At 63.8% G+C, this 25,834-nt stretch carries 29 protein-coding genes; 24 read left to right on the forward strand and 5 right to left on the reverse strand.

All coding sequences use genetic code 11. The annotated features are described in order from the left end of the window. Window positions 1-245, reverse strand: a 245-nt coding sequence (locus VMX79_02075; GenBank protein ID HUV85880.1) for a butyrate kinase, incomplete at its 3' end; no start/stop codon positions are given. A gap of 228 nt (window positions 246-473) precedes the next feature. Between VMX79_02075 and VMX79_02080 the strand changes: the two genes are divergently transcribed. The 6 genes from VMX79_02080 to VMX79_02105 all read left to right on the forward strand — a co-directional run bounded on the left by VMX79_02080 (window position 474) and on the right by VMX79_02105 (window position 8,315). Next, entirely contained in the window at window positions 474-1,742 is a 1,269-nt protein-coding gene (locus VMX79_02080; protein HUV85881.1) for a radical SAM protein, read from the forward strand. A 368-nt stretch (window positions 1,743-2,110) separates the two neighbouring features. Beyond that, a complete protein-coding gene (locus VMX79_02085) occupies window positions 2,111-2,518 on the forward strand; it encodes a hypothetical protein (protein HUV85882.1) in 408 nt (135 codons plus the stop codon). A 138-nt stretch (window positions 2,519-2,656) separates the two neighbouring features. Beyond that, entirely contained in the window at window positions 2,657-4,996 is a 2,340-nt protein-coding gene (locus VMX79_02090; protein HUV85883.1) for a heavy metal translocating P-type ATPase, read from the forward strand. Between the two features lie 340 nt (window positions 4,997-5,336). Beyond that, a complete protein-coding gene (locus tag VMX79_02095; GenBank protein ID HUV85884.1) occupies window positions 5,337-6,533 on the forward strand; it encodes an inositol-3-phosphate synthase in 1,197 nt (398 codons plus the stop codon). Window positions 6,534-6,553: 20 nt separating this feature from the next. Beyond that, complete coding sequence (gene tmk / locus VMX79_02100; protein ID HUV85885.1) at window positions 6,554-7,198, forward strand: dTMP kinase; 645 nt, start codon at window positions 6,554-6,556, stop codon at window positions 7,196-7,198. Window positions 7,199-7,301: 103 nt separating this feature from the next. Next, on the forward strand, window positions 7,302-8,315 hold the full coding sequence (locus tag VMX79_02105) for a hypothetical protein (GenBank protein ID HUV85886.1): 1,014 nt from the start codon (window positions 7,302-7,304) through the stop codon (window positions 8,313-8,315). Between the two features lie 71 nt (window positions 8,316-8,386). Here the strand turns inward: VMX79_02105 and VMX79_02110 are convergent, their stop codons facing one another. From VMX79_02110 to VMX79_02120, 3 genes are all read right to left on the reverse strand, one after another. Then, the gene (locus VMX79_02110; protein ID HUV85887.1) at window positions 8,387-9,943 is read right to left on the reverse strand and encodes an OmpA family protein; all 1,557 of its coding nucleotides are present in this window, start codon (window positions 9,941-9,943) and stop codon (window positions 8,387-8,389) included. A 43-nt stretch (window positions 9,944-9,986) separates the two neighbouring features. Further along, window positions 9,987-10,877, reverse strand: coding sequence for a hypothetical protein (locus VMX79_02115; GenBank protein HUV85888.1), 891 nt, complete (start codon window positions 10,875-10,877; stop codon window positions 9,987-9,989). A gap of 265 nt (window positions 10,878-11,142) precedes the next feature. Continuing rightward, window positions 11,143-11,637 (reverse strand): hypothetical protein, encoded by a 495-nt coding sequence (locus tag VMX79_02120; GenBank protein HUV85889.1) that lies wholly within the window; start codon window positions 11,635-11,637, stop codon window positions 11,143-11,145. Window positions 11,638-11,811: 174 nt separating this feature from the next. Here VMX79_02120 and VMX79_02125 point away from each other — a divergent pair, with 174 nt between their 5' ends. From VMX79_02125 to VMX79_02210, 18 genes are all read left to right on the forward strand, one after another. Continuing rightward, window positions 11,812-13,422, forward strand: coding sequence for a DUF885 domain-containing protein (locus tag VMX79_02125; GenBank protein ID HUV85890.1), 1,611 nt, complete (start codon window positions 11,812-11,814; stop codon window positions 13,420-13,422). Window positions 13,423-13,549: 127 nt separating this feature from the next. Beyond that, complete coding sequence (locus VMX79_02130; protein ID HUV85891.1) at window positions 13,550-14,344, forward strand: hypothetical protein; 795 nt, start codon at window positions 13,550-13,552, stop codon at window positions 14,342-14,344. Beyond that, entirely contained in the window at window positions 14,341-15,129 is a 789-nt protein-coding gene (locus tag VMX79_02135; GenBank protein ID HUV85892.1) for a hypothetical protein, read from the forward strand. The genes VMX79_02130 and VMX79_02135 overlap by 4 nt, the downstream gene beginning before the upstream one ends. A 35-nt stretch (window positions 15,130-15,164) precedes the next feature. Further along, window positions 15,165-16,808, forward strand: a complete 1,644-nt coding sequence (locus tag VMX79_02140) for an FAD-binding protein (GenBank protein ID HUV85893.1) — start codon at window positions 15,165-15,167, stop codon at window positions 16,806-16,808. Between the two features lie 8 nt (window positions 16,809-16,816). Further along, a complete protein-coding gene (locus tag VMX79_02145) occupies window positions 16,817-17,527 on the forward strand; it encodes a DUF2085 domain-containing protein (protein HUV85894.1) in 711 nt (236 codons plus the stop codon). 14 nt (window positions 17,528-17,541) lie between these two features. Next, window positions 17,542-18,126: a hypothetical protein gene (locus tag VMX79_02150; GenBank protein ID HUV85895.1), complete on the forward strand. Its 585-nt coding sequence runs from the start codon at window positions 17,542-17,544 to the stop codon at window positions 18,124-18,126. A 12-nt stretch (window positions 18,127-18,138) separates the two neighbouring features. Next, complete coding sequence (locus VMX79_02155) at window positions 18,139-18,273, forward strand: nitroreductase family protein (GenBank protein ID HUV85896.1); 135 nt, start codon at window positions 18,139-18,141, stop codon at window positions 18,271-18,273. 36 nt (window positions 18,274-18,309) lie between these two features. Beyond that, a complete protein-coding gene (locus tag VMX79_02160) occupies window positions 18,310-18,627 on the forward strand; it encodes a hypothetical protein (protein HUV85897.1) in 318 nt (105 codons plus the stop codon). Window positions 18,628-18,660: 33 nt separating this feature from the next. Then, entirely contained in the window at window positions 18,661-18,951 is a 291-nt protein-coding gene (locus tag VMX79_02165) for a hypothetical protein (protein ID HUV85898.1), read from the forward strand. A 61-nt stretch (window positions 18,952-19,012) separates the two neighbouring features. Next, the gene (sucC, locus tag VMX79_02170) at window positions 19,013-20,146 is read left to right on the forward strand and encodes an ADP-forming succinate--CoA ligase subunit beta (protein HUV85899.1); all 1,134 of its coding nucleotides are present in this window, start codon (window positions 19,013-19,015) and stop codon (window positions 20,144-20,146) included. A gap of 14 nt (window positions 20,147-20,160) precedes the next feature. Then, complete coding sequence (locus tag VMX79_02175) at window positions 20,161-20,511, forward strand: nucleotidyltransferase domain-containing protein (protein HUV85900.1); 351 nt, start codon at window positions 20,161-20,163, stop codon at window positions 20,509-20,511. After that, window positions 20,508-20,903 (forward strand): HEPN domain-containing protein, encoded by a 396-nt coding sequence (locus VMX79_02180; GenBank protein ID HUV85901.1) that lies wholly within the window; start codon window positions 20,508-20,510, stop codon window positions 20,901-20,903. The genes VMX79_02175 and VMX79_02180 overlap by 4 nt, the downstream gene beginning before the upstream one ends. Window positions 20,904-20,966: 63 nt before the next feature. Next, the gene (locus VMX79_02185) at window positions 20,967-21,317 is read left to right on the forward strand and encodes a nucleotidyltransferase domain-containing protein (GenBank protein ID HUV85902.1); all 351 of its coding nucleotides are present in this window, start codon (window positions 20,967-20,969) and stop codon (window positions 21,315-21,317) included. Continuing rightward, window positions 21,314-22,063: a HEPN domain-containing protein gene (locus tag VMX79_02190; GenBank protein ID HUV85903.1), complete on the forward strand. Its 750-nt coding sequence runs from the start codon at window positions 21,314-21,316 to the stop codon at window positions 22,061-22,063. Before VMX79_02185 ends, VMX79_02190 begins: the two co-directional genes overlap by 4 nt. 77 nt (window positions 22,064-22,140) lie before the next feature. Then, on the forward strand, window positions 22,141-23,016 hold the full coding sequence (sucD, locus tag VMX79_02195) for a succinate--CoA ligase subunit alpha (GenBank protein HUV85904.1): 876 nt from the start codon (window positions 22,141-22,143) through the stop codon (window positions 23,014-23,016). 39 nt (window positions 23,017-23,055) lie between these two features. Beyond that, window positions 23,056-23,511 carry a hypothetical protein gene (locus tag VMX79_02200; GenBank protein ID HUV85905.1) on the forward strand — a complete coding sequence of 152 codons (456 nt, stop codon included), beginning with the start codon at window positions 23,056-23,058 and terminating at the stop codon, window positions 23,509-23,511. 100 nt (window positions 23,512-23,611) lie between these two features. Beyond that, on the forward strand, window positions 23,612-25,336 hold the full coding sequence (gene recN, locus VMX79_02205; GenBank protein HUV85906.1) for a DNA repair protein RecN: 1,725 nt from the start codon (window positions 23,612-23,614) through the stop codon (window positions 25,334-25,336). A 2-nt stretch (window positions 25,337-25,338) separates the two neighbouring features. Continuing rightward, window positions 25,339-25,551 (forward strand): hypothetical protein, encoded by a 213-nt coding sequence (locus VMX79_02210; protein HUV85907.1) that lies wholly within the window; start codon window positions 25,339-25,341, stop codon window positions 25,549-25,551. Window positions 25,552-25,582: 31 nt separating this feature from the next. Here VMX79_02210 and VMX79_02215 read toward each other — a convergent pair whose 3' ends face one another. Further along, on the reverse strand, window positions 25,583-25,747 hold the full coding sequence (locus VMX79_02215; GenBank protein HUV85908.1) for a hypothetical protein: 165 nt from the start codon (window positions 25,745-25,747) through the stop codon (window positions 25,583-25,585). Window positions 25,748-25,834 lie beyond the last annotated feature (87 nt).

The raw sequence follows: 25,834 nt of genomic DNA on the forward strand, positions 1-25,834 counted from the left end.
ATGGTGCCGGAGGGTACGGGGCGGATAAGGCCGCCGCGGCCCACGACGGCGTCGAGCGCGACGTCGCCCCGCTCTTTTAGGAAGCCGTTTACCGACGCGAGGCGGCCCTCGAGCTGGTCCCACAACGCGCCACCGCCCGCCGGCGCCGGCACGGTCTCCTCCGCCTCGCAGCTCTCGCCCCGAAACAGCGCCAGCTTCGTGCTGGTCGAGCCGGGGTTGATTACCAATACTAGCTCTTCGCTCATATGCCTCGCCCGGGGCGCGGCGCGTTACGGAAATCACGATTTACCGCGTGTTTGAGAGACGACGATACACCCTTTATGGTAATCGCTTAAGGCGAAAATTTACCGCGGGAGGGGAAATAAAAATTAATATACGCCGCAGGAGGCGTCAAGGAAAAAATCCTTGCCTAAAGGATTATTTATTAGTAAAATCGCGTTCCGGTTTTGTTTACGTTTCGGCTAGGAGGTCTTATGTGCGGCCTTAGTAAATCGGAGCTCTATCGTTTCCCGTGGTCCAAAAACGACAACCCCATCGGTTGGCTCGAGGTCACCGACGTGTGCAACATCCACTGCAAGGGGTGTTACCGCCAGAACCTGGAAGGCCATTTTCCGCTGGAGCGGCTTAAAGAAGAAGTCCTCGTGATGAAGGAGTACCGCAACATCGACAACGTCTCGCTCGCGGGAGGCGAACCGCTCACGCACCCGGACATCGAGGGTCTTATCGAGTTCATCCACCTCCAGGGAATCAAGCCGTACCTCCTGACCAACGGCAAGGCCGTAACCGAGGAGCGGATACGGACCCTCAAGAAGCTGGGCCTGGCCGGCGTCGCGTTCCACATCGACATGATGCAGGACCGCCAGGGCTGGGAGGGCAAGGACGAGATAGGCCTCTTGCCGCTGCGCGACCAGTGCGTCGATATAATGGCGGCGGTGGGCGGCATCCCGACCTCGTTCGGCATCACCGTGTACAAGGATAACTTCGAGCAGATCCCGGACCTCGTACGGTGGGGCATCAAGAACATCAAATACGTTCAGGGCCAGACGTTCATCACGTACCGCGGCGCGATAGTGAAGCCGGGCGTCCGGTACATGGTCGGCGGCCGCGAAGTCGACATGGGGTTGGAGAAACTGGGCTACGCGACCGAGGAGGAGCCGGAGGAATTTAACATCACCTCGAACGACGTGTACAGGATAATAAGGGAGAACGTGCCGGAGTACGACGCCGCGGCGTACCTGGGCGGCACCGAGCGCCACGACTCCTTCAAGTGGCTTATTGGGTTTATGGTCGGCTCGGACGACGGCTGGTACGGGGCAGTCGGTCGCAAGACCGTCGAGTTCTCGCAGGCGTTGTATCATCTCTTCCATGGCAGCTACTTCGCCTACTCGCGGAAATGCGGTTTGGGTCGGAAAGTGTTCCTGGCCGCCCTCTTCGACCCGAAGGTCCGCCGCCTTAGCCGCCGTTTCTTCTCCAATCCGTTCCGCTTCTTCTACAAACCGGTCTACGGCCAGAGCATCGGCATCATCCAGGCGCCGGACGTTCTGCCCGACGGCCGCGTCGACATGTGCGACGCTTGCCCGGACCTCACCGTCTACAAGGGCCAACTCATCCACTCCTGTCGGATGGACGAGTGGCGCCGCTGGGGCGGCTATATGACGCAAGTCCGCGAAGACATCGACGCCGCGCAAGAGGAGGCGCCCCCCGGCCGCAAACAGAGGAAATGCCGCGCCGCGCCGGTGTGATATTAAACTAAAAAGGCTACGGGCGGCCCGTCGGGGCCGCCTTTTTTTATAATGAAACGCTGTATTTATTCGGTTTATTAAACGTTTCGCCGCCTGTTCCGTCTAAAAAGTAAAGAGCGAGGTGGAGATATGTTCGCGTGGCAAGTAGCTTTGGGCGTCGAGTTGTTGGTGGTCCTAGTGGCGTTTTTCGTCTTCCTCAAGGCCTCGAGCGCGGCGAAATGATGAAGAGGAAGTGGGCCGAACGCGGCGCTTAGCACCGACGGCGTTATAAGTTTCGGCGGCCTTCGGGCCGCCTTTTTTATTTTAAGGCCGGCTGAAGCGTTTTTATGTTATTATTAAGTGAACGATCAAGTAAAGGTGGTGAGGACATGCACGGTTGGGACATAGCGTTGGCCCTCGAGCTCCTGGCGTTGCTCTTCGGCTTCATTCTATGGTTCAAAGCCGCGAGAGCCGAGGGCGGCCCGAAGAAGCTCGCCAAGGTCGTCTCGATCGTCGTAATTATTTTGGCCGTTCTTCTCGCGGCGTGCACGGTCACGCGGGCGTTTATGTACGCGGGCGCGGGGAAGGCGGGGCCGTACGGGCCCGGCCATAAATGTTGCATGATGATGCAACACGGCGGCTTCGAGGAAGGCAAGTGCCCGTGTTGCGGCGCGGCTTACGGAAAAGGGCACGGCCCCGGTATGGGTAAGGGGCGCGGCCTGGGCCCGGGTATGGGCGGCAAGTTCCCCTGCCCGTGGATGGAAGAGCCGGCTCCCGAGGAACCGAAGACCGAGTAACGACGTTAGAGACTCCGAGGAGGGTAGGCTTGGCCTACCCTTTTTTTACCTCCCCGCCGGCGGTCGATTCCGCCGCGGCGGTTTTTTTGGTATAATTATACCCGCGGCGGGCCCGGCCGCAATATCCGGCGAATCAACATGAAAACGGTTACGTTCCCCATATCCGGCATGACGTGCGCGACGTGCGTAGCGACCAACGAGAAGGCGCTGCGCGCGCTGCCGTTCGTCAAAGAGGTGGCAGTAAACCTGGCCGCGGAGAAGGGGACCGTGACGTACGACGACGGCCGTGGCCGCTTCGGCGAGTTGGTCAAGGCCGTCCGCGGCGCCGGCTACGACGTCCCGACCGAGAAGGCGGTCCTGCGCATCGGCGAGATGACGTGCGCGACGTGCGTCGCCAACGTCGAGGACTTCGTCGGCGCCCTGCCCGGCGTGGCCTCCATCGGCGTAAACCTGACGGCGGGGCTGGCGCGCGTCGAGTACGTCCCCTCGGTCGTATCGCTCGCCGAAATTAAGGGCGTAATCCGCGACCTGGGATACAAAGCCGAAGAGGAGCGGGCGGTTACTCCGACGGGACGTCTTTCCCCCGCTTTAAAGAGGCTCATATTCGCGGCCGCGTTCACGGCGCCCCTCTTCGTAATCGGGATGTTTTTGCGCTTCCGCTACGACGGCTGGGTGATGCTCGCGCTCGCGACGCCGGTGCAGTTCTGGGCCGGGTGGCAATTCTACGTCAAGACCGTGCGGGGGGTCCGCCGCGGCATCCTGGGGATGGACGCCCTCATCGCGATGGGCACGAGCACCGCCTACGGGTACAGCTTGTACGAGCTGCTCTTCGGCCGTACCGGCCACTACTACTTCGAGACCGCGGCCATGATAATCACGCTTATACTCTTCGGCCGCTGGCTGGAGAACCGCGCCAAAGGCCGCGCCTCCGCCGCCATCCAGAAGCTCCTCGAGCTTACGCCGCCCGTGGCCCATAAAATAGCGGACGGCGAAACGCGCGACATCCCGGTGGAGGAAGTAGCGGTCGGCGACCGGCTGCTCGTCAAGCCGGGCGAGCGCGTGCCGGTGGACGCCGACGTGGCCGAGGGCGTTTCCGCGGTCGACGAGTCGATGCTGACCGGCGAGCCGATGCCGGTGAGGAAGACGGTGGGCGACGCCGTCGTCGGCGGGACCGTGAACCAGACCGGTGCCCTCACGATCGTCGCGACCAAGGTCGGTGCCGATACCGTCCTGGCGCAAATAGTCCGGATGGTGGAGGAGGCGCAGGGGTCCAAGGCGCCGGTCCAGAAGTTGGCGGACAAGGTAGCCGGCGTCTTCGTGCCTACGGTTTTCGCCGTTGCGGCCTTGACGTTCGCCGCGTGGCTTGTAACCGGCCACGCGCTCGAGCCGGCCATAATCGCCGCGGTGGCGGTGCTGGTCATCGCGTGCCCGTGCGCGCTGGGGCTCGCGACGCCCACCGCCGTTACGGTGGGCACCGGGAAGGGGGCCGAGCTGGGGGTCCTGTTCCGCGACGCCGAGAGCCTGGAACTTATGGGGCGCGTCACCGTCGTAGCCTTCGACAAGACCGGGACCATAACCAAAGGCGCGCCGGCGGTGGTGGCGTTCGCGCCGGCTGAGGGCGTGACGGAGGAGGAGCTCGCGACGTACGCCGCCGCGGTGGAGCGGCTGAGCGAGCACCCCGTCGCGGCCGCGGTCGTCGCCGCCGCCCAAGGCCGCGGCCTGACGCTGCCCGAAGTGGCCGACTTCGACTCCACGACCGGCCGGGGCGTCGCCGCGACGGTTAACGGTGAGCGCGTGTTGGTGGGAAGCGTGCGCTTCATGAGCGAGAACGACGTCTCGCTCGACGGCATGGAGGGTAGGCTGGCGGAGATGGAGGCGCAGGGAATCACCGCGGTGGCGGCGGCGCGCGACGGCAAGCTGTTGGGGTTGATCGGCGTGGCCGACGAGCTAAAACCCGGCGCGCGCGAGGCGGTGTCCGCGCTGGCCCGGGCGGGCGTCGCGACGGCGATGCTCACCGGCGACAACGAGGCCACCGCCGCGGCCATCGCCGGCGAGGTCGGCATCGCGGACGTGCGGGCGCGGCTGCTGCCGGCCGACAAGCTCGAGGTCTTAAACGGTTGGAAGCAGAAGGGCGAGATCGTCGCGATGGTGGGGGACGGCATCAACGACGCGCCGGCGCTGGCGGCCGCCGACGTGGGCGTGGCCATCGGAACCGGGACCGACATCGCGCTGGAGGCCGCGGACGTGGCGCTGATGTCGGGGGACCTGGCGGGCGTCCCCCGCGCCTACCGGCTCAGCCGCCGCACCCTCCGCAACATCAAACAGAACCTGTTCTTCGCGTTCTTCTACAACTCCGCGGCCATCCCGCTTGCCGCGCTCGGTTTGCTGAACCCTATGATCGCCGCCGGGGCCATGGCGATGTCGTCGGTATCGGTCGTGACGAACGCGCTGCGCTTGAAGAGGTTCCGGGGGGATTAGGCCGGCAGGAATGCCGGCCCCACCATAATAATACGAAACGGCGGGCTTAAAGCCCGCCGCTCCTTTCATAATTTATTAATTACTTCCGGGCAAAATAATTCCCTTTAAGCGGTGGCCGGATGTAATTATTCATATTGACATCGCCAATATTATATGTTATTCGTTCGGCTCCCGGATAATTATGGTTCCGGAAACAGTTTATACGTGATAATTATTATTATGTATAGCCGAATTAACGGGAGGAAATTAATCGTAAATCGGCGAGAGGAGCCGCGCTCGACGCGCGGTTGCGGCCGGAAATAAGACCGGCCCGGGCGGCCGGCAATAGAGGAGGTCTCGGATGTCCAAGGTTAAAGTCGGCATCATCGGCGTAGGCAACTGCGCCTCCAGTTTCGTGCAGGGGGTGGAATATTACAAGAACGCCCGCGAGGACGAACGGGTCCCGGGCCTGATGCACGTCAACCTCGGCGGCTACCGCGTCAAGGATATCGAGTTCGTGGCGGCGTTCGACATCGACAAGAACAAGGTGGGCCGCGACGTGGCGGAGGCGATATATACCTCCCCCAACAACACCTATAAATTCTGCGACGTGCCGAAGCTGGGCGTCAAGGTGGAGCGGGGAATGACCCACGACGGCCTGGGTAAATATTTAAAACAGGTTATAAAGAAGGCCCCCGGCCCCACCGCCGACATCGTCGAGATTCTCAAGCGGACCAAGTGCGACGTCGTCGTTTCGTACCTGCCGGTGGGGTCGGAGATGGCGACGAAGTGGTACGTAGAGAAAGTGCTGGACGCCGGCTGCGCCTTCGTCAACTGCATCCCGGTCTTCATCGCCCAGGAGGACTACTGGCGGAAGGAGTTCGAGAAGCGCGGCCTGCCGGTCGTCGGCGACGACGTCAAGTCGCAGGTGGGGGCGACCATCGTCCACCGCGTACTGGCCAACCTCTACAACGACCGCGGCGTCCGGTTGGAGCGCACCTACCAGCTCAACGTCGGCGGCAACATGGACTTCTACAACATGCTGGAGCGCGAGCGGCTGGAATCCAAGAAGGTATCGAAGACGCAGGCCGTAACGTCGCAGCTGCCGTTCGACATCGGCGCCGACAACATCCACATCGGCCCCAGCGACTACGTCGCCTGGCTCACCGACCGCAAGTGGGCGTTTATCCGGCTGGAGGGGCGGACCTTCGGCGACGTGCCGCTCAACGCCGAGCTCAAGCTCGAGGTGTGGGACAGCCCCAACTCCGCCGGCATCGTCATCGACGCGGTACGGTGCGCGAAGCTCGCGCTCGACCGCGGCATCGCCGGCGCGCTCATCGCCCCGTCGTCGTACTTCATGAAGTCGCCGCCCGAGCAATTCCCGGACGACGTGTGCCGCCGGATGGTGGAGGACTTCATCGCCGGCAAGGGCGTCGACAACGAGCGGGCGCTGGAGAAGGCGGCCAAGCCGGACGTGGGCGTGCCGGCGGCCAAGCGCAAGCGCGGCCCCAAGGCTCGCGCCAAGAAGAAGGTTCCCGCCGGCGCCGCGAAGAAATAGCGCCGGGTGGTGGCACAAATATGCCGCGAGGAAAGCTCATAACCTTCGAGGGCGTCGAGGGCGCCGGCAAGACGACCCAGCTCGAGCGCGCCGCGGCCTACCTCCGCGACGCCGGCGTCGAGGTCGCGGTCGCCCGGGAGCCCGGCGGCACCGCCGTCGGCGAGCAGGTCCGCGAAATCCTGCTCAGCCGCGAGAACGCGTCGATGGCGCCGCTCGCGGAATTGTACCTGTACCTGGCGGCGAGGGCGCAGCTGGTGGCCCAGGTGGTCGCGCCGGCCCTCGCCGCCGGGACCTTCGTCCTCCTCGACCGCTACGTCCACTCCACGCTGGCCTATCAGGGTTACGGCCTGGGCGTGGACCTGGGCGGCGCGTCGGCCGGGGAGAACCTCGCGAAGCTGCGCGAGCTGTGCCGGGCGACGGTCGGCGACGCGTGGCCCGATTTGGTTATCGTGCTGGACGTCGAGGCGGAGGCGGGGTTCGCGCGGCTGGCGGGCGAGGCGCCGGACCGGATAGAGTCGCGCGAGCTCGCGTTTCACCGCCGCGTGCGGGACGGCTTCATAACGCTGGCGGCCGAGGAGCCGGCGCGGGTAGTGGTCGTCGACGCCTCGCCTCCGGTGGAGGAGGTATTCGCCGCCGTCAAGGCCGCGCTCGCGAGCGTTTTATGACGAGCCGCATCGCAACCGTTAACGACGAAACCCGCCGCCGGGCGGGTTTTTCGCGGCCGGCGACTTCCGGCCTTGGTTGCGTAATCGGCGATAGTTTTGTAGAATGAGCGCCGTGAGCGACGAGCACCCCAAGCGCTGGACCTTCGCCGAGCTGCCGTACCAGCGCGAGGCGGCGGCGGCGCTGGCGCGGGCGCTGGGGAGCGGCCGGCTGGCGCACGCCTACCTCTTCGCCGGGCCGCGGGGCGTGGGCAAGGAGGCGGTGGCGTACGCGCTGGGGGCCGCGGCGCTGTGCCGCGAGAAGCCGCTCGAGGGCTGCGGCGCGTGCAACACGTGCCGCCGCGTCTTCGCCGACGTGCACCCCGACTTCCGGCGCTACGAGGCGCCGGGGATGCATTTCGACATCGACCGGGTGCGGGAAATTCTGGCGGAGGCGGGCCGGCCGCCGAGCGAGAGCCCGCGCAAGGTCCTCCTCGTGGTCGAGCCCGAGAAGATGACCTATCGCAGCGACGCTCCCGCCAATGCCTTCCTCAAGACGCTGGAGGAACCGCCCGGGCGTACGACGACCTTCGTCCTCGTCTCGCACGACCCGCGCCAGCTTTTGCCTACGGTCGTCTCGCGGTGCGTGAACGTCCACTTCCCCCGGCTGACGGCGGCGGAGCTTGCGGAGGCGCTGGTGCGCGAGCGCGGCGTGCCGGCGGCGGAGGCGGCCGACGTCGCGCGGAAGGCCGACGGGACGCTGGAGGGCGCGGCGGCCGCGGTGGACGAAGAGCAGCTCGGGCGACTCGAGGCCGCCCTCCGTATTATGGAGGAGCTGGCGGCGGGCGGCGTGGTCGAGGCGCTGGGCGCGGCGCAGATTACGCGGGGCCGCGAGGAGGCGCTGGCCCTGGTCGCGGCGTGGGCGGACTTGACGCACGAGCTGGCGGCGGTGCGCGGCGGCGCGCCGGATACGCTCCGCCTCGAGGCGCTCGAGGGCCGCGTACGGGCGCTCGCCGGGAGCGGCCGTCTGGTGACCCCGGAGCAAGCGTGGGAAGCGCTGGCCCGGGCCGCGGCGGCGCTCCGCGACAACAGCAACGTCGCGCTTACGCTCGAGGAGTTGTTCCTGGAGTTGACGGCGTAGTTATTTTACCGAAAAGAGAAGGAGGGCCGAACGTCGGCCCTCCTTTTTTTATCGCGTCGTTAAAACGGCGGTTACTCGACTTTGAATTCGATGCGGCGGTTGCGCGCGCGGCCGTCGGACGTAGCGTTGTCGGCGATGGGCTTGGCGCTGCCGTAGCCGACGGAGCGGATGCGGCTGGCCTCGATGCCGTACGTCTGGACCAGGTAGTTGCGGACCGAGTCGGCGCGCTCGCGGGAGAGGTTCATCTCGAAGTCGAGGCGGCCGGTCGAAGCGGCGTGGCCCTCGATGACGACGTTGACGTCCGGGTAGTCCTTCATTATCTTGCCGGCCTTCTCGAGGGAGGTATAGGCCCCCGGGACCATAACCGGGCTGTTGGGCTCGAACTTGAGGCCCTCGAGGATGAAGGAGGTTTCCTTGGGCTTCTCGACGGGCTTGCCGCCCTCGGGGCAGCCGTCCTCGTCTTGGTACCCGTTGAAGTCCTCGGCCTCGTTGGGGCACTTGTCCGAGACGTCCGGGATGCCGTCGTTGTCGTTATCGGGGTCGGGGCAGCCGTCGTCGTCCTGGAAGCCGTCCTTGTCCTCGGGCTCGTTGGGGCATTGGTCGACCGCGTCCGGGATGCCGTCGTTGTCGTTATCGGTATCGGGGCAGCCGTCGGTGTCCAAGTAGCCGTCGTAATCCTCCGGGTCGTCCGGGCACTTGTCGCGGGCGTCGGGGATGCCGTCCTTATCGCGGTCGGAGGGAGTGAGGGGGATGTCCATACTGGACTGGAGGTAGCCGCGGAAGTCCGGGGCGGCGGCGGCGGATATGCGGTACGCGCCCCCCAGGCCGAAGTGGAACATGTCGTAGCCGTTGGTGCGTACGCCAAGGGTCGCCTCGAAATTTTTATCCTTCCTGCCGTCCTCGTAGGTTTGGCTGAGGAAGCCGGTGTACTCGTTGATGACAGACAAGACGGGTATGGGCCTGACGTCGAAGCCGACGCCGTAGGATACCCAGTTGGGGCGCTCCCACTTGCGGTACATGCCCTTGGTCGTCTCGTAGTTGGTCTTGCCGCTGCGAATCACGTACCCGACGTTGGCGTTGATGCCGATCATCTTGCCCAGGAAGTCCTTGGAGGCGAGGGCCATGATGCCGACGTTATTCTGGCTCTCCGCTATGAAGTCGGTGGCCTCTTCTTTGGGCGTGATGTAATCTTCGCTCGTGCCGGTGGGGAGGTCGATGAACACCAGGCCGCCCAAAGACAACCAGAACATGTCCTGCCCCACGCCGTGGAACTTGCCGGTCAGCGCGGCGTCGCTCGGGCCGAAGACGTACGTCCCGGTCTCGACCACCCGTTCGCGGTAATGTAAGATGCCGCGGTAGTGGCCGCCGACCTCGAACCATTTAATGGGGCAGAGCGTCAGGCCGAACGACGGCAGCAGGTAATTGTCGCCGCCCTCGGGCGTGTCGTAGCTCCAGTATTGGGCGGCGAACATGGTAACGTCCAGGCTGGGGATTTTTATGGTGTCGGCCGACCACGTGCGGAAAAGGCCTGCGGTGCCGTAGGTAGCGTGGGTGCCGACCGCGTATACCGCGACGGCCGCGGCCAACGTCGCCCCGAAGCTTACGAGTAAGATGCGTTTTAATTTCATTATTAAGCCTCGCTTTCGTTTCGTCGGAGCTCTGCGGCGGCCGCTACTTAACGAACCACCACGTCCTTAGGCGCATTTCTATGTTATCGAGGTAACCGCTGCCGCGGTACCAGTTGATTTTGGCTATGCCGTAGTACGGCGCGACCCAGTAGGTGGTCGTGGAAACATCCTGCTTGTCGCCTTCGCCGGAAAGGTGGAAGACGAGGGTCTGGGTTAGTTCGACGGCGTGGCAATTGAGGCTCCCCAGTTCCGTATCGATCAACGCGCTGCCGGTGACTTCCCCCGTTATCGATATGTCCATGGTGTCGACGCGTTCGTCGCCGTCGAGGTCGCGCGCGAGGCCGAAGTAATCTTTCTGGTCGACGTTGTAGTATACGGTGGGAGGGTTCGTCGGTATTTCGTTGTCGAATTTTAAGACGTCCCATTGTTCATGCGCCACTAAGGGCGTCTTAAACAAAGTGAACGGCGCTCTTTGGCCGTTCGTGTTGTAAAAGAAGGTCCCGATTACCGGGTCGTGGTAGGCGTTCGTGTAGTTGTACCCGCGTAGGACGAAGCGGCGGTCGGCCCCGTAGACGAAGTAATCGTTCTTGAAGAAGATGTCTTGGTTGGCCCAGTAGTAGGCCTGGTCGAGCCGCAGCCGGACGCCCTCTTTGTTCTCGGCGTATTTGGTTACGAGGGTAGGCTCGACGGCGCCGCCCGGACCCACCGGCGCGTTTTCCACCGATACGTGGGTATAGAAAGGCTTCTCCATCGCGGGGTCGCGCGTAACGTTGTACGTATCGTAGACCCACCGCTGACCCGCGCTCGTCGGGAAGTATTCTTCGCTCGGGCCGTTGGTGCCGGCCTCTTCCGTGCCGCACGACGTGATAACGACGCCGGCCGTCAAGGCCAGGACGGCAATCGCGGTGGTCATCCCTTTAAGATGTCGTTTCATAAGGCTATCCCCTTTCGCCTTGCCGGTTTATCTCGCGGTATTTTCCGTGCCCTCTTTTCAGTTTGGCCTCCTTTCTCCGGATATTTTAAAGCGCGTTCGTGGAACGCTTTGGAACCAGCCGTTCCGTGAACGCGTGCGTGTCATAGGGGGGGTAACGCGTCGTTCGTACCCGCGGTTCCCATTTCCTACCCCACCGCCGGCCCCCTAATTCGGGCGCCGGCCTTAACCGCGATTTCCTAACTGCCGACGGCGCGGGCGCGCCGGTTTAATTGCGGCGCATTAACCATACGCCGCCGCCGGCCAGGCAGACGCCGGCTACGACCGTCGGTACGTTAACCGTGTGTTCCCGGGCCAACGGTATAACGCCCGTGCTGGCGTATATTTTTTGCCAGTTGTCGGGCCTGGTTTGTTCGGTATTGAAAAATACGGCCCAACCCGTCATCGTTATCGCCGTCGATATTAAGCTGAGCCCGATTATTCTTTTGATGTCGCGCGACGCTTTGCCGGTCGTATCCTGGAAGCGCGACCATCCCGACTCGACGGAGTCCTCCCGTTCGCTCTCGCCGAAGTAGAAGACCTCGTCTTCTTCCTCGAGCGAAGGCGTGCCGAACGGGTTTCTCCCGCGGCCGTAGTAGTAGCGTACGTTTTCGCCGGTCGTACCGGAGGATTCTTCGCCTTCTTCTTCCGCCACCGCCGGCGCCGCGGCCCACCACACAAGGATGGCAACGACGGCCAGCGCTGTTAGTTTACGCGCGTTCATAATCAAATGACCTTTCCGTTCGTTTCCTACGTTCAAGATTAACACTTTTAAGTTGACGCGTCAACACATATTTCGGAACGCCTCCGCGGACGCCGCCGGCGCACTTGTTCCTTGACCGGCCGTGAATCGTATGTTAGCTTTGCCGAAAAATCGACATAGGAGCGTGCTTGAGAGATGAACGCAGAAGTCGCCAAATTGATAGACGAGCTCCTCGACCGCGAGAACGAGCTGCAACCCCCGTCCGCGACCTTTAAGGGGATTCACGATTACGACGAGGAATGGGACGACCCCGGGCCGGACGGGATAGCCGCTTACGAGGCGTTCGTCGACGAATACCTGGCGCGGGTGGAGGAGGCCGCCGGGGCGGCCGAGGGCGACGACGCCGTCGACCTGGCGTTGGCGCGGGCGCGCCTGGCGAATTACGACGTTTCGTTGCGGGTTCTCGACGATTTGCGGCGCAACCCGCTGGGCGTCCCGGGGACGGTGGTCCAGACGCTCTTCGTCATGCTGGTCCGGGACTACGCGCCGCTCGAGGAGCGGCTCGGCGCGATGCTGGCGCGTACTGAGAAGGTGCCGGCCTATTGCGAGGAGGGAAAAAAATCTTTCCGAGAACCGGTGGCGAAGTTCGTAGAGTTGGCGGCCGAAGTGGCCGCGCACGGGGGCCCTTTTTTGACCCGCGTCGTTCCGGCGGCCGCGGAGCAAGCGGGGAGTAAGTACGCCGCCGACCTGGCGAAGGCGGGCGAACGCGCCGCCGCGGCCCTGGACGATTTCATAAGCCACGTCCGGGGGCTGCCGGCGCGCGAGGATTTCGCCGCGGGCCGGGAGGCGTTCGACCGGCTCCTGAAGGAGTACCATTTGCTCGACTACGACGCCGACTCGCTCTTGGCCTTCGGCCGGGATTCGGTCGCCGAAATACAAGCGGAGGTGGCGGCGTTGGCCGAGGAGATCCGGCCCGGCGCGACGCCGGCCGAGCTGGTCGAGGAATTGAAAAAGGACCACCCCACCGCGGACGAGCTCCTGGATTTCTACCGGGATTGGATGTCGCGCTCCCGACAGTTTATAATCGACAAAAATATCTGCGGCCTTCCGGAGGGGGAGGAGTTGGAGGTAATCCCGACGCCGGAGTTCGAGCGCGCCGTGATGCCGTACGGCGCGTATATGCCGGCCGCGGCCTACGAGCCCCGCCAGAAGGGTTTCTTCTACGTAACGCCGGTCGAACCCGACGCGACGCCCGAGGAACGCGAACAGAAGCTGGCGGGCCACAACCGCGCCAAGGTGCCCGTCGTCGCGCTGCACGAGGGTTACCCCGGCCACCACGTCCAGCTGTGCTGGGCCAACCGCGTCGACAGCCGAATCCGCCGGGAATTCCATTCCAACCCGTTGATCGAGGGGTGGGCGCTGTATTGCGAAGACATGATGCGTGAGCAGGGTTTCTACGACGACGAGCGCATCGTATTGGGCCAGAAGAAGGCCACGCTATGGCGGGCGGCGCGCGTTATCCTGGACGCGTCGCTCCATACCGGCGGCATGACCTTCGAGGAGGCGGTGGCGTTCCTGGTGGACGTGGTATCGCTGGAGCGCGTGAACGCGGAGGCGGAGGTCAAGAGGTACGTATATACGCCCACGCAGCCGATGTCGTACCTCGTCGGGAAGAACGAGATAATGGCGCTACGGGACGAGTACTTCCGGCGGCATCCCGACGACTCCCTGCGCGATTTCCACGACCGCGTATTGGCCGTGGGCTCTCTGCCGGTGAGGCTCGTGCGGGAAGCGGTATTATCTTAGGGCGGAGCACGGGGGCCGGGCTTACGGCCCGGGTTAAGCGTGCGGTTGAGTTATACGTGTTGCCTTTGCCGTAGCCGTTTGCTATATTAGGGCCGGTCGGCGGCGCCGGCGCGGGGAGCGAAGCGACGTGGACTGGTACGGTTTCGGGCGGCGGCTGGAGAGCGCGGCCTCGAATTTGTGGCGTAATTTAAGGCTCCCGGGGGCGTTGTGGTACTTGGGCGCGGCCGCTTTCGCGACGTCGGGCGCCGGCGTATTGGCGGGAAGCAAGTTCGTGCTGCCGGCGCTGGACGTCGCCGCGGCGCTCCCCGTTTACGTGTGGGCGCGGCTTCACCGCGGCTTCCAGGGGGCGGCTTTCGCGCTCCTTTTTTGGTCTTTCTGTAAAGTAGCCGCCGTAGCTTTCTTTACGGTGCTTTTCCCGGCCCGGGCCGGGGAGGCCGTCGCATACGGCGCTTCGTACGCCCAAGGTATGACGTTGTGGGTGGGGTCGGGCGCGGACGTGGCGGGCATCGGCGCGTGGGGTACGTGGCGGCTCAAGGAAGCATTAGCGCTCGCGGCCCTCAGCCTGCCGACGGCGGGGGTGGGCGGCCTGGCGTTCGCGACGACGCTGTTGAATTGCCAGGCGTACTACTTGGGGACTTTATTTCTGCGGGCGGCGGAACCCTGGAAGGTGGTCGCGTTGGGGTGGCCGCTGTGGGAAGTTTTCCGGGCGCTCGCGTTCGTCAACATATTATTGGCCGCGGCCGAGCCTACCCTGTCGCGGGTTTTGCGCCGGCCGTTTCGCGGCCGCGATTTAAGGGACGCCGCCATTTTAGCCTTCTTGATGATGGTTGCGGCGTACGTAGCTCATATTAGCCTTGCGCCCTGGTGGCGCGAAGCACTCGCGCCGGCGTTGTATTTCGACGTACCGCCGGCGACGCCGTGAGAGGTTTCGTCTTCATATTCGCTTTGTGGCTGGCCGGCGCGGGCACCGCGCAGGGTAAGGTGCTGGTCTGGGACCGGGATAACGGCCTTACTTTCGACGACCCGGAGAGCGGCCGCGCCGTCGGGACGGAGTACGCCGTGGTGAAGGCGCTAAAGGCGCGCGGCGTAGCGGACGTGGAACAGAGGTTCGTCTTGCCGTACGACCTCGCCGGGTACGAGGCGGTCTTCGTGCTGTGCGGCTTTTGGCCCGACGACGGCCGGTTGTCGTACGTCGAGCGTCAGGTTTTGGAAAGCTACCTCGGCGGGGACGGCGCCAATTTATACGTCGAAGGTACGGAGATAGGGCATCGATACGGCGGCTCGACTTTGTTTAAAAAGCTCGGTACGGCGTTCGCCGACGACGGCCGGCCGATGGAGGACGGCAACGTCAACGTCGCCGAGGGTATCGGCGCATGGGCCGGGATAAGTTTCGACTACTACTCGTACCGCAAGGACGAACCGGACGCCTACGTGGACGAATTTAAAAACGCCGGGGGCGAAGTGGTAGTACGCTCGCGGCGGGCCGGCTACCAGTCGAACGGCCGCGTGGTCAGGTACGCCGTCGCGGGCGAGTTCTACTATAAAACCATTACTTCTTCCATAATATTCGGCGCGTTGGCTGACGGTAAACACAAAAAGAAAGACCTGATGGCGAAGTACCTGGAGTTCTTCGGGATAACCGGCAGCCATAACGAGATAGGCGTCGCGCCGGCGTCGTTGGGGCGAATCAGGGCGTTGTTCCGCTAGGGGCGCCCCCGCCGGACGACGGGAGGCAGCGAACGATGGGCTACGACCCGGGACTTAAAAAGTTGATCGGGAAGGTCGAGGCTTCCAGGCCGGACCGCATCGAGGCCGTCAAGCGCGGCGAGCACTACCCGCGCCTTACGATGGAGGAGATAGACGCCCTCCTCAAATCGTTCCACCCCGACTTCCGCGCGGACGCCAAACGCGAATTGCGCGTCGGCCCCAACAAGGGCGCGGTTTACCCCAACGAGCTCGTCGACGTGTTGGAGTCGCGCAGTCGCCTCGACCCCACCGGGGTGGACCTGGAGCGCGTCGACTACGACGTCGAGCTGCTTATCGTGGGCGGCGGCGGCGCCGGCTGCAGCGCGGCCGTCACCGCGTCCGACGCCGGCGTAAAGGATATCCTCATCGCGACCAAGCTCCGGCTGGGCGACGCCAACACCATGATGGCGGAGGGGGGCATCCAGGCCGCGGACAAGGAGAACGACTCGCCGGTTATTCATTACCTCGACGTACTGGGCGGCGGCCGCTTCGCCAATTATCCCGAGCTGGTGGAGGCGTTGGTATACGACGCGCCGTTCGTCATCGCCTGGCTCGAGAAGCTGGGCGTGATGTTCGACAAGACCGAGGACGGGACGATGCGCACCCTCCACGGCGGCGGCACGAGCCGCAAGCGCATGCACTCCTGCGGCGACATCACCGGCGCCGAAATTATGAGGACGCTGCGCGACGAGGTGGAGTGCCGTCCCCATATCAAAACGTTGGAGTTCGCGCCGGCGGTGGAGATAATAAAGGACGAGGCGGGGAAGGCCGCGGGCGCGGTCCTCTACGACCTCGACCGCGACCGGTACATCGTCGTGCGGGCCAAGTGCACCGTCATATCGACGGGAGGCTTCGGCCGCCTCCACCTCATGGGTTTCCCCACCACCAACCATTACGGCGCCACCGCCGACGGCCTGGCCATGGCCTACCACGCCGGCTGCGAGCTGGTATTCCTCGAGTCCTCGCAGTTCCACCCCACCGGCGCCATATACCCGGAGCAGATCGTAGGCCTCCTTATTACCGAAAAAATACGCGGCGCCGGCGCGCAGTTCCTCAACGTCGACGCCGAGCAGTTCGTCTACCCCCTCGAGACGCGGGACGTCGCCTCGTCGGCCCTCATCCGCGAGTGCGCGCCGCCCGACAAGGGGGGCCGGGGGAATGGCGTAACCACCCCCTCCGGCCGCGTCGGCATCTGGCTGGACTCGCCCATGATAGACATCCTGCGGGGCCCGGGGACCGTTCGGCGCGACTTCCCCGGCAAGTTCCGCATGTACGACAACCACGGCATCGACATCGCGCGCGAGCCGATGCTCATCTACCCGACGCTGCACTACCAGAACGGCGGCGTCGCGATCCACGCCGACGCCTCGAGCAAGGACGTCGAAGGCCTCTATTTCGCGGGCGAGGTCGCGGGGGGCATTCACGGCCAGAACCGGCTGATGGGGAATTCGCTTCTCGACGTGTGCGTCTTCGGCCGGCGGGCGGGGGCCGCGGCGGCGGCCAAATTGCCGACGGCGGAGTTGGGCGCGCTCTCGCTCGCGCACGTGAAGGCGTGGGACGAGGAGGTCGCCCGCGCCGGCCTGGAGAGCGAACTCGCGGCGCCGATACTTTTCCCGGACTACCGCGGTAGGGTGATGTAGCTCAAGCGATGGCGTGGTTGGACCAGGCATTAAATTTTTTCGGTTACGCGGTCTGCCACTGCCTGCCGTCGCGCACGCTTACCGTGGGCGGCCATTTACTGCCGGTGTGTTCGCGCTGCACCGGCATATATTTAGGTATAGCCGCCACGTATATCTTTTTAATCTCTCGCAGGGGCTTCAAAGTTAACGCGCTGCCTTCACTTTGGGCTTCGCTGGCGGCGGCGGCGATGCTGTTGCCGATGGCGGTGGACGGCGTATCCTCGTACGTGGGCCTGCGCGAGACGACGAACACGCTGAGGTTCCTGACCGGCCTGGCGGCCGGCGCCGCGCTGCCCGTTTTCGCCTTCCCTCTCCTGTCGCCGGAGTTGATCGTAGGCGGCGGCAAGAGGGGGGTCGTGCGGCCCTTCGGGGGGCCGTGGGACGGCGTAATATGGCTCGGGTTGCTGGCGGCGGCGGGGGCGCTGGTGTTCGCGCCGTGGCCTTGGCTCTACTACCCGCTGGCTATCTTGACCGTCGCGGGGCTCGCCGGCATATTCTTCAACCTCGCGCTGGTGATATGGGAAATGGTGCTCGAGCGCGCGGGGCGGTGGGGCCGGCGGCCGTGGACGCTGGCCGCGGCGGCGTTGACGGTTCTGCTGGTATTCTCCGCGCTCAACGTCTTCCACTATTTCGCCTTCCGGGCGATGGCGGACATCTCGGGAGGCGAGCTGCCGTCGTAGGAAGGGGCGACACAATGGTGCGAGCGTGCTTGATAGGGATCGTGGGCTTGGCGACGGCGGCGACGGCCGCCGCGGCCGGGCCTCCCGCGGAAACGTTATTCGGCGGCGACGTCACCTTCGGCGGCTACGGCGCGCCGGTGGTCCGCGTCGGCCAGTTTAACGGCGACGTGGCCGCGTTCGCCGGGGCCCAGGGCGGCGTCGTCTTGAACCATTCGCTAATCCTCGGCCTCGGCGGATGGGCCCTGATGCCGAGCGTCGACGTCACCGACGGCGTGCCCCGGCTGATCGATTTCGGTTACGGCGGCTTCCTCGTGGAGTACGTCTATCCGTGGCAGAAATTGCTGCACTTCCACGCCTCCCTCCTGATCGGCGGCGGCGGACTCGTCTACAACGACGTGTACTTCTGGGAGTACGGCGTAGTCGACGCCGTTTTTATCGCCGAGCCGACCGTGGGCGTCGAGTTGAACGTCACGCAGTATTTACGCCTGGCGGTCGGAGCCGGGTACCGGTACGCCGCCGATACCGAGTGCGAGGGCTTGACCGACGACGACCTGCGCGGCGTTTCGGGCGCCGCCGTATTCAAGATCGGCGTGTTCTAAGAGGTAGCGGGTATGGAGGCGCACGAAGCCTTGCTCTCGCGGCGGAGTATTCGAAAGTACGCGGCGGAGGCCGTCCCGAAGGAGGAAGTCTCCCGGTTGTTGGAGGCGGCCATGGCGGACATCTCGGGCGGCGAGCTGCCGCCGTAACGCCGGGCCGGTAAAACGTTTTCTTGAGAGAGCTAAATGGCCGATGAGTTAACGAACGCGGGCGAGTGGGAAGAGAGGGAGCGCCGCCTCCTGGACCTAGGCGAACCGGCCTTCTTGACCGTGTTGTACTTCTACGCGGTCCTGTCGTGGATTTGGGGGCTCGTCTTCGGCATAGTCGCGCTGGCGCAGTGCAAGCTCGAGGCCAACAAGCGCGTCGGCAAGATATGCATAATCCTCGCCATCGTTAATTTCGTATTAATAGGTTGCCTGGTAGCAGCGTGCGTCGTGATAATTATTTTCGCCGCCGGCGCGTGGGCGTATCTCGCCTCGCCGTCCGGGGCGGGCGGCGGTTGAGGATAAACCTTACGTCGGTCAGGAGGACCGGTTATGGAAGAGCTGCTGAACGTGGACTGGGACGAGAAGAAGCGGCGGTTGGTTGATTTGCTCGAGCCGTTAGCCGTGGCCTTCGTGATCTACACCGCGGTAACAAACCCGATCCTCGGTTTAGTTCTGGGTTTCGTGGCTATGGCGAAGTGCCGGCTCGAGAAGAATAAGCGCATAGGCAAGATCTGCGTCATCATCAGCTTCGTGATGCTCGGCCTGTGGGTGCTGTGCATCGTCGCGTACGTGATCGTTATCGTCGCGGTCACCGCCGCCGGCGGCCTGGGCGGAATTTAACCCGCCCCGAGTTAACGACAACCGTGTTGAGCTTTCGGCGCGAGCCGAAGGGAGCTCCGTTATGAAGGTCCACGAGTATCAGGCCAAGGAGATTTTCAAGGAGTTTGGCATAAAGACGCCCCGCGGCGGCGTCGCGACGACGCCCGAGGAAGCGGAGGCCGTCGCGAAGGAGGTCGGCGGGCCGGTCGCCGTCAAGGCTCAGGTCCACGTGGGAGGCCGCGGCAAGGCCGGCGGCATCAAGGTGGCGCAGACGCCGGCGGAGGCCAGGGAGGCCGCGGCGCAAATCCTCGGCATGGACATCAAGGGCCTCACCGTGGAGAAGGTCCTGGTGGAGGAGGCGTCCCGCATCGCGAAGGAGTATTATCTGGGCTTCGTCGCGGACCGCGCCGCGAAGGCCGTAACGCTTATGGCCTCGAGCGAGGGCGGCGTCGAAATCGAGGAGGTCGCGCGGACCAACCCGGACGCCATCGTCAAAGTTACGGTGGACCCGTGCCTGGGCCTGCACGGCTTCCAGGCGTTCACGGTCGGCAAGAAGCTGACCGGCGACGCGGGGAAGGCACGCGTCGTCGCCGACGTGTTGTCGAGAATTTATAAAGCGTTCGTGGCGTACGATTGCTCGTTGGCCGAGATAAATCCGTTCGTGGAGACGGAGGACGGCGACTTCATCGCGCTCGACGCCAAGATAAATATCGACGACAACGCCCTCTTCCGCCACGCCGAGCTGGCGGAAGGCCGCGACGACCTGGCCGAGACCGAGCTACGCGCCAAGGCCGCGGACCTCAGCTACGTCCCCATGACCGGCAACGTGGCCTGCATCGTCAACGGCGCCGGCCTCGCGATGACGACGATGGACCTCGTCAAGCTTTACGGCGGCGAGCCGGCGAACTTCCTCGACGTCGGCGGCTCGAGCTCCCCCGAGAAAATCCTGACGGCGATGGACATCATCATGTCGTCGCCCGGCGTGAAGGCGGTGCTGGTGAACATCTTCGGCGGCATCACGCGCTGCGACGACGTCGCGACGGGCCTGGTCGCCGCGCTAAAGAAGCACCCCCTCGACGTTCCGCTCGTCGTCCGCCTAACCGGCACCAACGAGGAGGAGGCGCGCGAAATTTTGAAGAAGGCCGGCATCGAGGCCGGCTCGGATATGGACGAGGCGGTCAAGGCCGCGGTGGAGGCGGCACGAGGGAGCGCTTAGCGGGGCGCGTAAGTATGCGTAAATTAGATTGGGACGAGAGCGGCTCTTTGGAGAACTGGCAGCGAGCGGTGCTGGAATTCGCCCGGCGTGCGCGCGAGGAGCTGGGTGACCATATCGTCCGCATCATACTCTACGGCTCGCGGGCGCGGGGGGATTATACCGAGGACTCGGATATCGACATCCTGGTGGTCGTGCGGGATATCGACGCCAAGGAGGCCGACGAGCGACTGAGTTGGTTAGCGTGGGAGGTTTTGGAGGATTACAACGAGTTATTTAGCGTCCGGGTCGTTCGGGAGGACGAATACGCCGTGAAGCGGGGCTCCAGTTACTATATTAACGTAAATGAAGAGGGCGTTGCCGTATGAACGACGATACTCGTACGGATATACTAGGCAACGTCGAGTTGGCTCGCGAAACGTTGGCCGAAATGCGCGGGGCGGTCGAGCGCGGCCGTTATAGAATCGGCGTATCGCACTTATACTACGCATGCTTCTACTATCTCCGGGCGTTACTGCTGACAAAAGGCGCCGCGTATCAGTCCCATAAGGGCGTCATCGTCGGGTTCAATTTATTTTTCGTCAAGGAAGGTTTAGCGCCGCGCGATATGGGTGCGTTTTTACGGAAGCTGGGCGACGACCGGCAGGAAGCCGATTACCGGTTCGGGAAATATAAACGCGAAGACGTAGAGGCCAGAATAAAAAAAGCGGACGCGTTCATAGTGTTCGCGGAGGGGTATCTGGAAGAAGCGTTGAAGTAAACGCGAGGCGGTCAAGGCCGCGGTGGAGGCGGCACGAGGTAGCGCTTAGCGGGGCGCGTAAGTATGCGCAAATTAGATTGGGACGAGAGCGGCTCTTTGGAGAACTGGCAGCGAGCGGTGCTGGAGTTCGCGCGGCGTGCGCGCGAGGAGCTGGGCGACCATATCGTCCGCATCATACTCTACGGCTCGCGGGCGCGGGGGGATTATACCGAGGACTCGGACATCGACGTACTGGTGGTCGTGCGGGATATCGACGCCAAGGCGGCCGACGAGCGCATATTCCCGTTCGCGCATTACGCGTTAACCGAATACGAAGAGTTATTGTTCGCTTCCGTTCTTACCGAAGAGGAATACGTCGCAAGCCAGGCGAGGAGTTTTTATATTAACGTCGCCGAAGAAGGTGTAGGAGTATGACGGAGGAATTTCGGCAAGAGGTCCGTGAAGATTTAAGCGCGGCGGAGCGGAAGTTTACCTCAGCGGAATTCAATTTATCCCAAGGAGCGTTCGGCGAAGCAGTCGCGGACCTATATTACGTCTGTTTCCATTACCTCCGGGCGGTATTGCTAACGCGGGGGACGAAATACCAATCGCATAAAGGCGTCCTTAACGGTTTCCATAAGCATTTCGTCAACGAGGGGTTAGCGGAAGCGGAGTTGGGGAAGTTTCTAAATAACCTTGCGAAAGCGCGAAACGACGCCGACTATAAATACGGTACGTTCGACGCCGCCACGGTTTCATCGTTCCGCGATCAGACGCTTGCGTTTCGGGATTTTGCGGTGACTTATCTTGGCCAATTTTCCGATTGGGTACTCGTGTTCCGAGGGGCCCCCGTGCTTTTCGACCTCCTAAAGAATTCGTGGGAGAGTATCCCCGCAATAAAAGAACGGTGGATATACAACGGCGTTTTCCACCGCCGCGCCCCGAGCGAATCAGGCTTACCTTCGCAAATAACGGTAGTCGTGTTACCGGATGGTACGGTGAGGTGCCGTTATCCGAAAAAGTCCGTATTGTTAGCTTTACCCGAATCCCCGCGAGACGAGGCTTTAAGTTACTTGGGTGATTTGTTGGAGGCATTATATATACAACTCGCCGCCGATCTTCCGGCGGATTGGCGTAACGACGTATCGATTACCATTGAACCTCGTTACGAAACCGATTAACGCGCGGGCGGTTCCCGTACGAAAAACGTTAATGTGGAGTGTTACTTAACGTCAACCGATATTAACCCGGAGTCTCTATGTCCATTCTGATAGACGAAAATACCAAGCTCATCGTGCAGGGCATCACGGGCCGCGACGGCTCCTTCCACGCCGCGCGGATGAAGGAATACGGCACCAGGGTGGTCGCCGGCGTCACGCCCGGCAAGGGCGGCTCGAGCGTCGACGGCGTCCCCGTCTTCGATACCGTAGCCGAGGCGGCCGAGGCCACCGGCGCCAACACCTCCATCATCTTCGTGCCGGTCGCCTTCGCCGCGGACGCGGTGTACGAGGCCATAGACGCGGGCCTGGAGCTCGTCGTCATCATCACCGAGGGCATCCCCGTCGCCGACATGAACAAGATATATCATTACGCCGAGGAGGAGGGCGCGCGCTTCATCGGCCCCAACTCGCCGGGGCTCATTAGCCCGGGCAAGGCCAAGGTGGGCATTATGCCGGCGCGCATCCACGAGGCCGGCGACGTCGGCGTCGTCTCGCGCTCCGGGACCCTCACGTACGAGGTGGTATACGCGTTAACGCGGGCGGGGCTGGGCCAGTCGACGTGCATCGGCATCGGCGGCGACCCGGTCATCGGGACCGGCTTCATCGATTGTTTGGAGATGTTCGAGGCCGACCCGGAGACGCAAGCCGTGGTCCTCATCGGCGAAATAGGGGGCGACGACGAGGAGCGCGCCGCGGAATACGTAAAGGCGACGATGTCGAAGCCGGTGGTGTCCTTCATCGCGGGCCGGACCGCGCCCCCGGGCAAACGGATGGGCCACGCCGGCGCCATCATCTCGGGCGGCGCCGGGACGGCGGAGGGCAAACGCAAAGCGCTGACCGCCGCGGGCGTAGGCGTCGCCGATACCCCCAGCGTCATCCCGGCGATGGTCAAGGAGGCGCTGGGGGCCGGATAAATTAAACCAAAACAGTCATATATACGTCGAATATACGCCATGGCAAGAAAGATAATCATAGGGTATATCGCGCTGGTGTTGGGCGCGATGTTGGCCTTGCCGGGGCCCGCGGACGTCGCGGCGCAGGACAGCATAACCTGCATCTATTGCGACGGTTCGGGCGAGGTAACCTGCGCTTATTGCGATGGAAACGGCACCGTTACGTGTAATTACTGCGACGGCACCGGGAAGATTACGTGCACGTATTGCAACGGGACCGGCCGCATCCGCTGCGCGGAGTGTTTCGGCAAGGGATACATCTACGACGACGGCAATAGAACGAAGTGCCCGACGTGTAAAGGCGCGGGGAGCTTCCCCTGCGATTACTGCGTCGACGGCAAATTATTCTGCGACGTATGCCGCGGTTCCGGCAAATTGACGTGCGTGGTGTGCGACGGTTACGGCGCGGTGCAATGCGCCGTATGCAAGGGTACCGGGAAGATGAAGTTAAAATAGGCTAATGAGAACGGGCCCGGCCGCGGCTCGAGCCGCGGCCTTTTTTATGCCGCTTGACGGGCGGCCGCCGGTTCGATAAAATAGGGCGGCGGCGGCCTCTATGCTGAAGCAGCTCTACATCGAGGATTTCGTCCTCATCGACCGGGTGGCGTTGGAGTTCGGCCCGGGCTTCACCGTGCTGACGGGCGAGACGGGCGCCGGCAAGAGCATAATCGTCTCGGCGCTCGAGCTCCTGCTCGGCGGCCGGGGCGACAGCCTGCTGGTGCGCCGCGGCGCGGACCGGGCGCGGCTGGAGGCCGTCTTCGAGGGCAACCCCCGGGCGGCCGCGCTCCTCGACGAGGAGGGCATAGAGGCGGACGGCGGCGAGTTGATATTGCGGCGCGAGATAGGCGCCGACGGCCGGAGCCGCTGCTACGCCAACAACCGGCCCGTTACGGTCGCTTCCTTGGCGGCGTTGGCCGGGTCGCTGGTGGAGCTCCACGGCCAGTTCTCGGAGTTGCCGGCACTCAAGGGGCGGGGTCAGACCGAACTCCTGGACGATTACGCCGGCCTGGCCGAGCAACGCTTGCGCTACGAGGAGGCGTTCGCGCGTTGGCGGGACCTGGGCGCGGAGTGCAAGCAGCTCGAGGATTCCCGCGCCGAGCGCGGCGTCCTGCTCGACGGCCTGGCCTACATGATACAAGAGCTGGAGAGCGCCGAGCTGAGGGAGGGCGAGGAGGAGGAGCTGCGCGAGAAGCGCGGCCGCGTACGACACGCCGTCCGCATAAAGGAAGACGTGGAGGCCGCGCTCGCGCTCATCGCCGAGGGCGACGGCGCCATCTCGTCGCAGCTTACGGAGCTCGAGAAGGTGCTGGCGGACCTGGCCGAGGTGGTGCCGTCGGCGGCCGGCGCCGCCGGAAGGCTCGCCGACGTGAACGCCGTGCTCGACGAGATCAACCGGGAGCTCGCGGGGCTGCGGGCGGCGGAGGAGGGCGAGGCCGTCGACCTGGAGGCCATCGAGAGCCGGCTGGCGCTCCTCGAGCGGTTGAAGCGGAAGTACGGCAAGGACGTCGCCGGCGTCATAGCCCACCTCGACGAGCTGCGGGCGAAGAAGCGCGACCTCGAGCAGGCCGACGACCGCCTGGCCGACGCGGAGGAGGAGCGGGCGGCCGCGGCCCAGGAGGCGTTAACTCAAGCCGGCGAGCTCTCGGAGCGCCGGCGCGACGCCGCCGAAAAGTTGACGGCGCAAGTGAAAGCGGACCTGCCGGCGTTGGGAATGGAGGGCGCGGCGTTCCGCGTCGGCTTCGTCGAGCCGTCGCGCGCGGCCTTACCCCGCGAGGGCGCGCCGCCGCTGGGGCCGTCGGGCGCGGAGGAGGTCGTCTTCGAGCTGGCGGCCAATCCCGGCGAGGAGATGAAGCCGCTGGCCCGGGTGGCGTCGGGGGGCGAGTTGTCGCGCGTTATGCTGGCGGTCCGGTCGGCGTCGGCGGGCCGCGCCGGAATGGAGACCATCGTCTTCGACGAGGTGGATACCGGCATCGGCGGCCGGGTGGGCCACGCCGTGGGGAACCGGCTGCACGAGGTCGCTGCGGCGCGCCAGGTGGTATGCGTTACGCACCTCGCCCAGATCGCGGCCCGGGCCGATACGCAGTTTTACGTCGACAAGGTAGTGGAAGGCGGCCGGGCGACGATAAGGGTAACCGGCGTCGACGGCCGGTTGCGGCTCGAGGAGTTGGCGCGGATGCTGGGGGGCGGTAAGCCGCCCACGCCGACGACGCTGAAGTACGCCCGCGAGCTTTTGGACACCGTCCGGCGCGAGGCAGGCGCCGGCGCCGAGAAAGGTGTTTAGTCATGAAAAAGATTTTACTGTGGATATTATTTTTCGTCTTCCTGATATTGATAATAAGCCCCATAGACCTGATGCCCGGGCCGGTGGACGACATCGTCTACGGCATCCTGGACGTGATAATTATCGCCCTGTTGGGCGTGGTCCGGGACAAGAAAAAGAAAGCGCTCCCGCCTTCCGAAAAAGGCGAGAGCGCGGGCGTAAACGACAAACGCTAAGGGGCGTTATCGCCCCACACGCGGGCCGTCGCTAGCAACAGCTGGCGTCGGCCTTGCTTTTGTCGCCCGAGTGCGGTGAGCGGCAGCAACACATCGGGAAGCACTTCATGAGTTGCTGGGCTCGTTCTCCCTTTACCCGGATGATGTATTCGCCGTCCTTCTCCTCGATCTTGACGTCAAGGATATTTTTATCCACGGTACCACCTCCTTTCTTTGTTTGCTATATTCGTATATTTAAAATAATAGATGTTATAAGGTAAAAAAAACCGCGGCGCGACGGAGG

The sequence above is a fragment of the bacterium genome (genome assembly GCA_035529855.1).
Classification (GTDB): domain Bacteria; phylum RBG-13-66-14; class B26-G2; order WVWN01; family WVWN01; genus WVWN01.

Bases quoted from the DNA above. Each gene is read 5' to 3' on its own strand.
- VMX79_02080 (HUV85881.1), top strand. From the start codon at position 474: ATGTGCGGCCTTAGTAAATCGGAGCTCTATCGTTTCCCGTGGTCCAAA.
- VMX79_02085 (HUV85882.1), top strand. From the start codon at position 2,111: ATGCACGGTTGGGACATAGCGTTGGCCCTCGAGCTCCTGGCGTTGCTC.
- VMX79_02090 (HUV85883.1), top strand. From the start codon at position 2,657: ATGAAAACGGTTACGTTCCCCATATCCGGCATGACGTGCGCGACGTGC.
- VMX79_02095 (HUV85884.1), top strand. From the start codon at position 5,337: ATGTCCAAGGTTAAAGTCGGCATCATCGGCGTAGGCAACTGCGCCTCC.
- tmk (HUV85885.1), top strand. From the start codon at position 6,554: ATGCCGCGAGGAAAGCTCATAACCTTCGAGGGCGTCGAGGGCGCCGGC.
- VMX79_02105 (HUV85886.1), top strand. From the start codon at position 7,302: ATGAGCGCCGTGAGCGACGAGCACCCCAAGCGCTGGACCTTCGCCGAG.
- VMX79_02110 (HUV85887.1), bottom strand. From the start codon at position 9,943: ATGAAATTAAAACGCATCTTACTCGTAAGCTTCGGGGCGACGTTGGCC.
- VMX79_02115 (HUV85888.1), bottom strand. From the start codon at position 10,877: ATGAAACGACATCTTAAAGGGATGACCACCGCGATTGCCGTCCTGGCC.
- VMX79_02120 (HUV85889.1), bottom strand. From the start codon at position 11,637: ATGAACGCGCGTAAACTAACAGCGCTGGCCGTCGTTGCCATCCTTGTG.
- VMX79_02125 (HUV85890.1), top strand. From the start codon at position 11,812: ATGAACGCAGAAGTCGCCAAATTGATAGACGAGCTCCTCGACCGCGAG.
- VMX79_02140 (HUV85893.1), top strand. From the start codon at position 15,165: ATGGGCTACGACCCGGGACTTAAAAAGTTGATCGGGAAGGTCGAGGCT.
- VMX79_02145 (HUV85894.1), top strand. From the start codon at position 16,817: ATGGCGTGGTTGGACCAGGCATTAAATTTTTTCGGTTACGCGGTCTGC.
- VMX79_02150 (HUV85895.1), top strand. From the start codon at position 17,542: ATGGTGCGAGCGTGCTTGATAGGGATCGTGGGCTTGGCGACGGCGGCG.
- VMX79_02155 (HUV85896.1), top strand. From the start codon at position 18,139: ATGGAGGCGCACGAAGCCTTGCTCTCGCGGCGGAGTATTCGAAAGTAC.
- VMX79_02160 (HUV85897.1), top strand. From the start codon at position 18,310: ATGGCCGATGAGTTAACGAACGCGGGCGAGTGGGAAGAGAGGGAGCGC.
- VMX79_02165 (HUV85898.1), top strand. From the start codon at position 18,661: ATGGAAGAGCTGCTGAACGTGGACTGGGACGAGAAGAAGCGGCGGTTG.
- sucC (HUV85899.1), top strand. From the start codon at position 19,013: ATGAAGGTCCACGAGTATCAGGCCAAGGAGATTTTCAAGGAGTTTGGC.
- VMX79_02175 (HUV85900.1), top strand. From the start codon at position 20,161: ATGCGTAAATTAGATTGGGACGAGAGCGGCTCTTTGGAGAACTGGCAG.
- VMX79_02180 (HUV85901.1), top strand. From the start codon at position 20,508: ATGAACGACGATACTCGTACGGATATACTAGGCAACGTCGAGTTGGCT.
- VMX79_02185 (HUV85902.1), top strand. From the start codon at position 20,967: ATGCGCAAATTAGATTGGGACGAGAGCGGCTCTTTGGAGAACTGGCAG.
- VMX79_02190 (HUV85903.1), top strand. From the start codon at position 21,314: ATGACGGAGGAATTTCGGCAAGAGGTCCGTGAAGATTTAAGCGCGGCG.
- sucD (HUV85904.1), top strand. From the start codon at position 22,141: ATGTCCATTCTGATAGACGAAAATACCAAGCTCATCGTGCAGGGCATC.
- VMX79_02200 (HUV85905.1), top strand. From the start codon at position 23,056: ATGGCAAGAAAGATAATCATAGGGTATATCGCGCTGGTGTTGGGCGCG.
- recN (HUV85906.1), top strand. From the start codon at position 23,612: ATGCTGAAGCAGCTCTACATCGAGGATTTCGTCCTCATCGACCGGGTG.
- VMX79_02210 (HUV85907.1), top strand. From the start codon at position 25,339: ATGAAAAAGATTTTACTGTGGATATTATTTTTCGTCTTCCTGATATTG.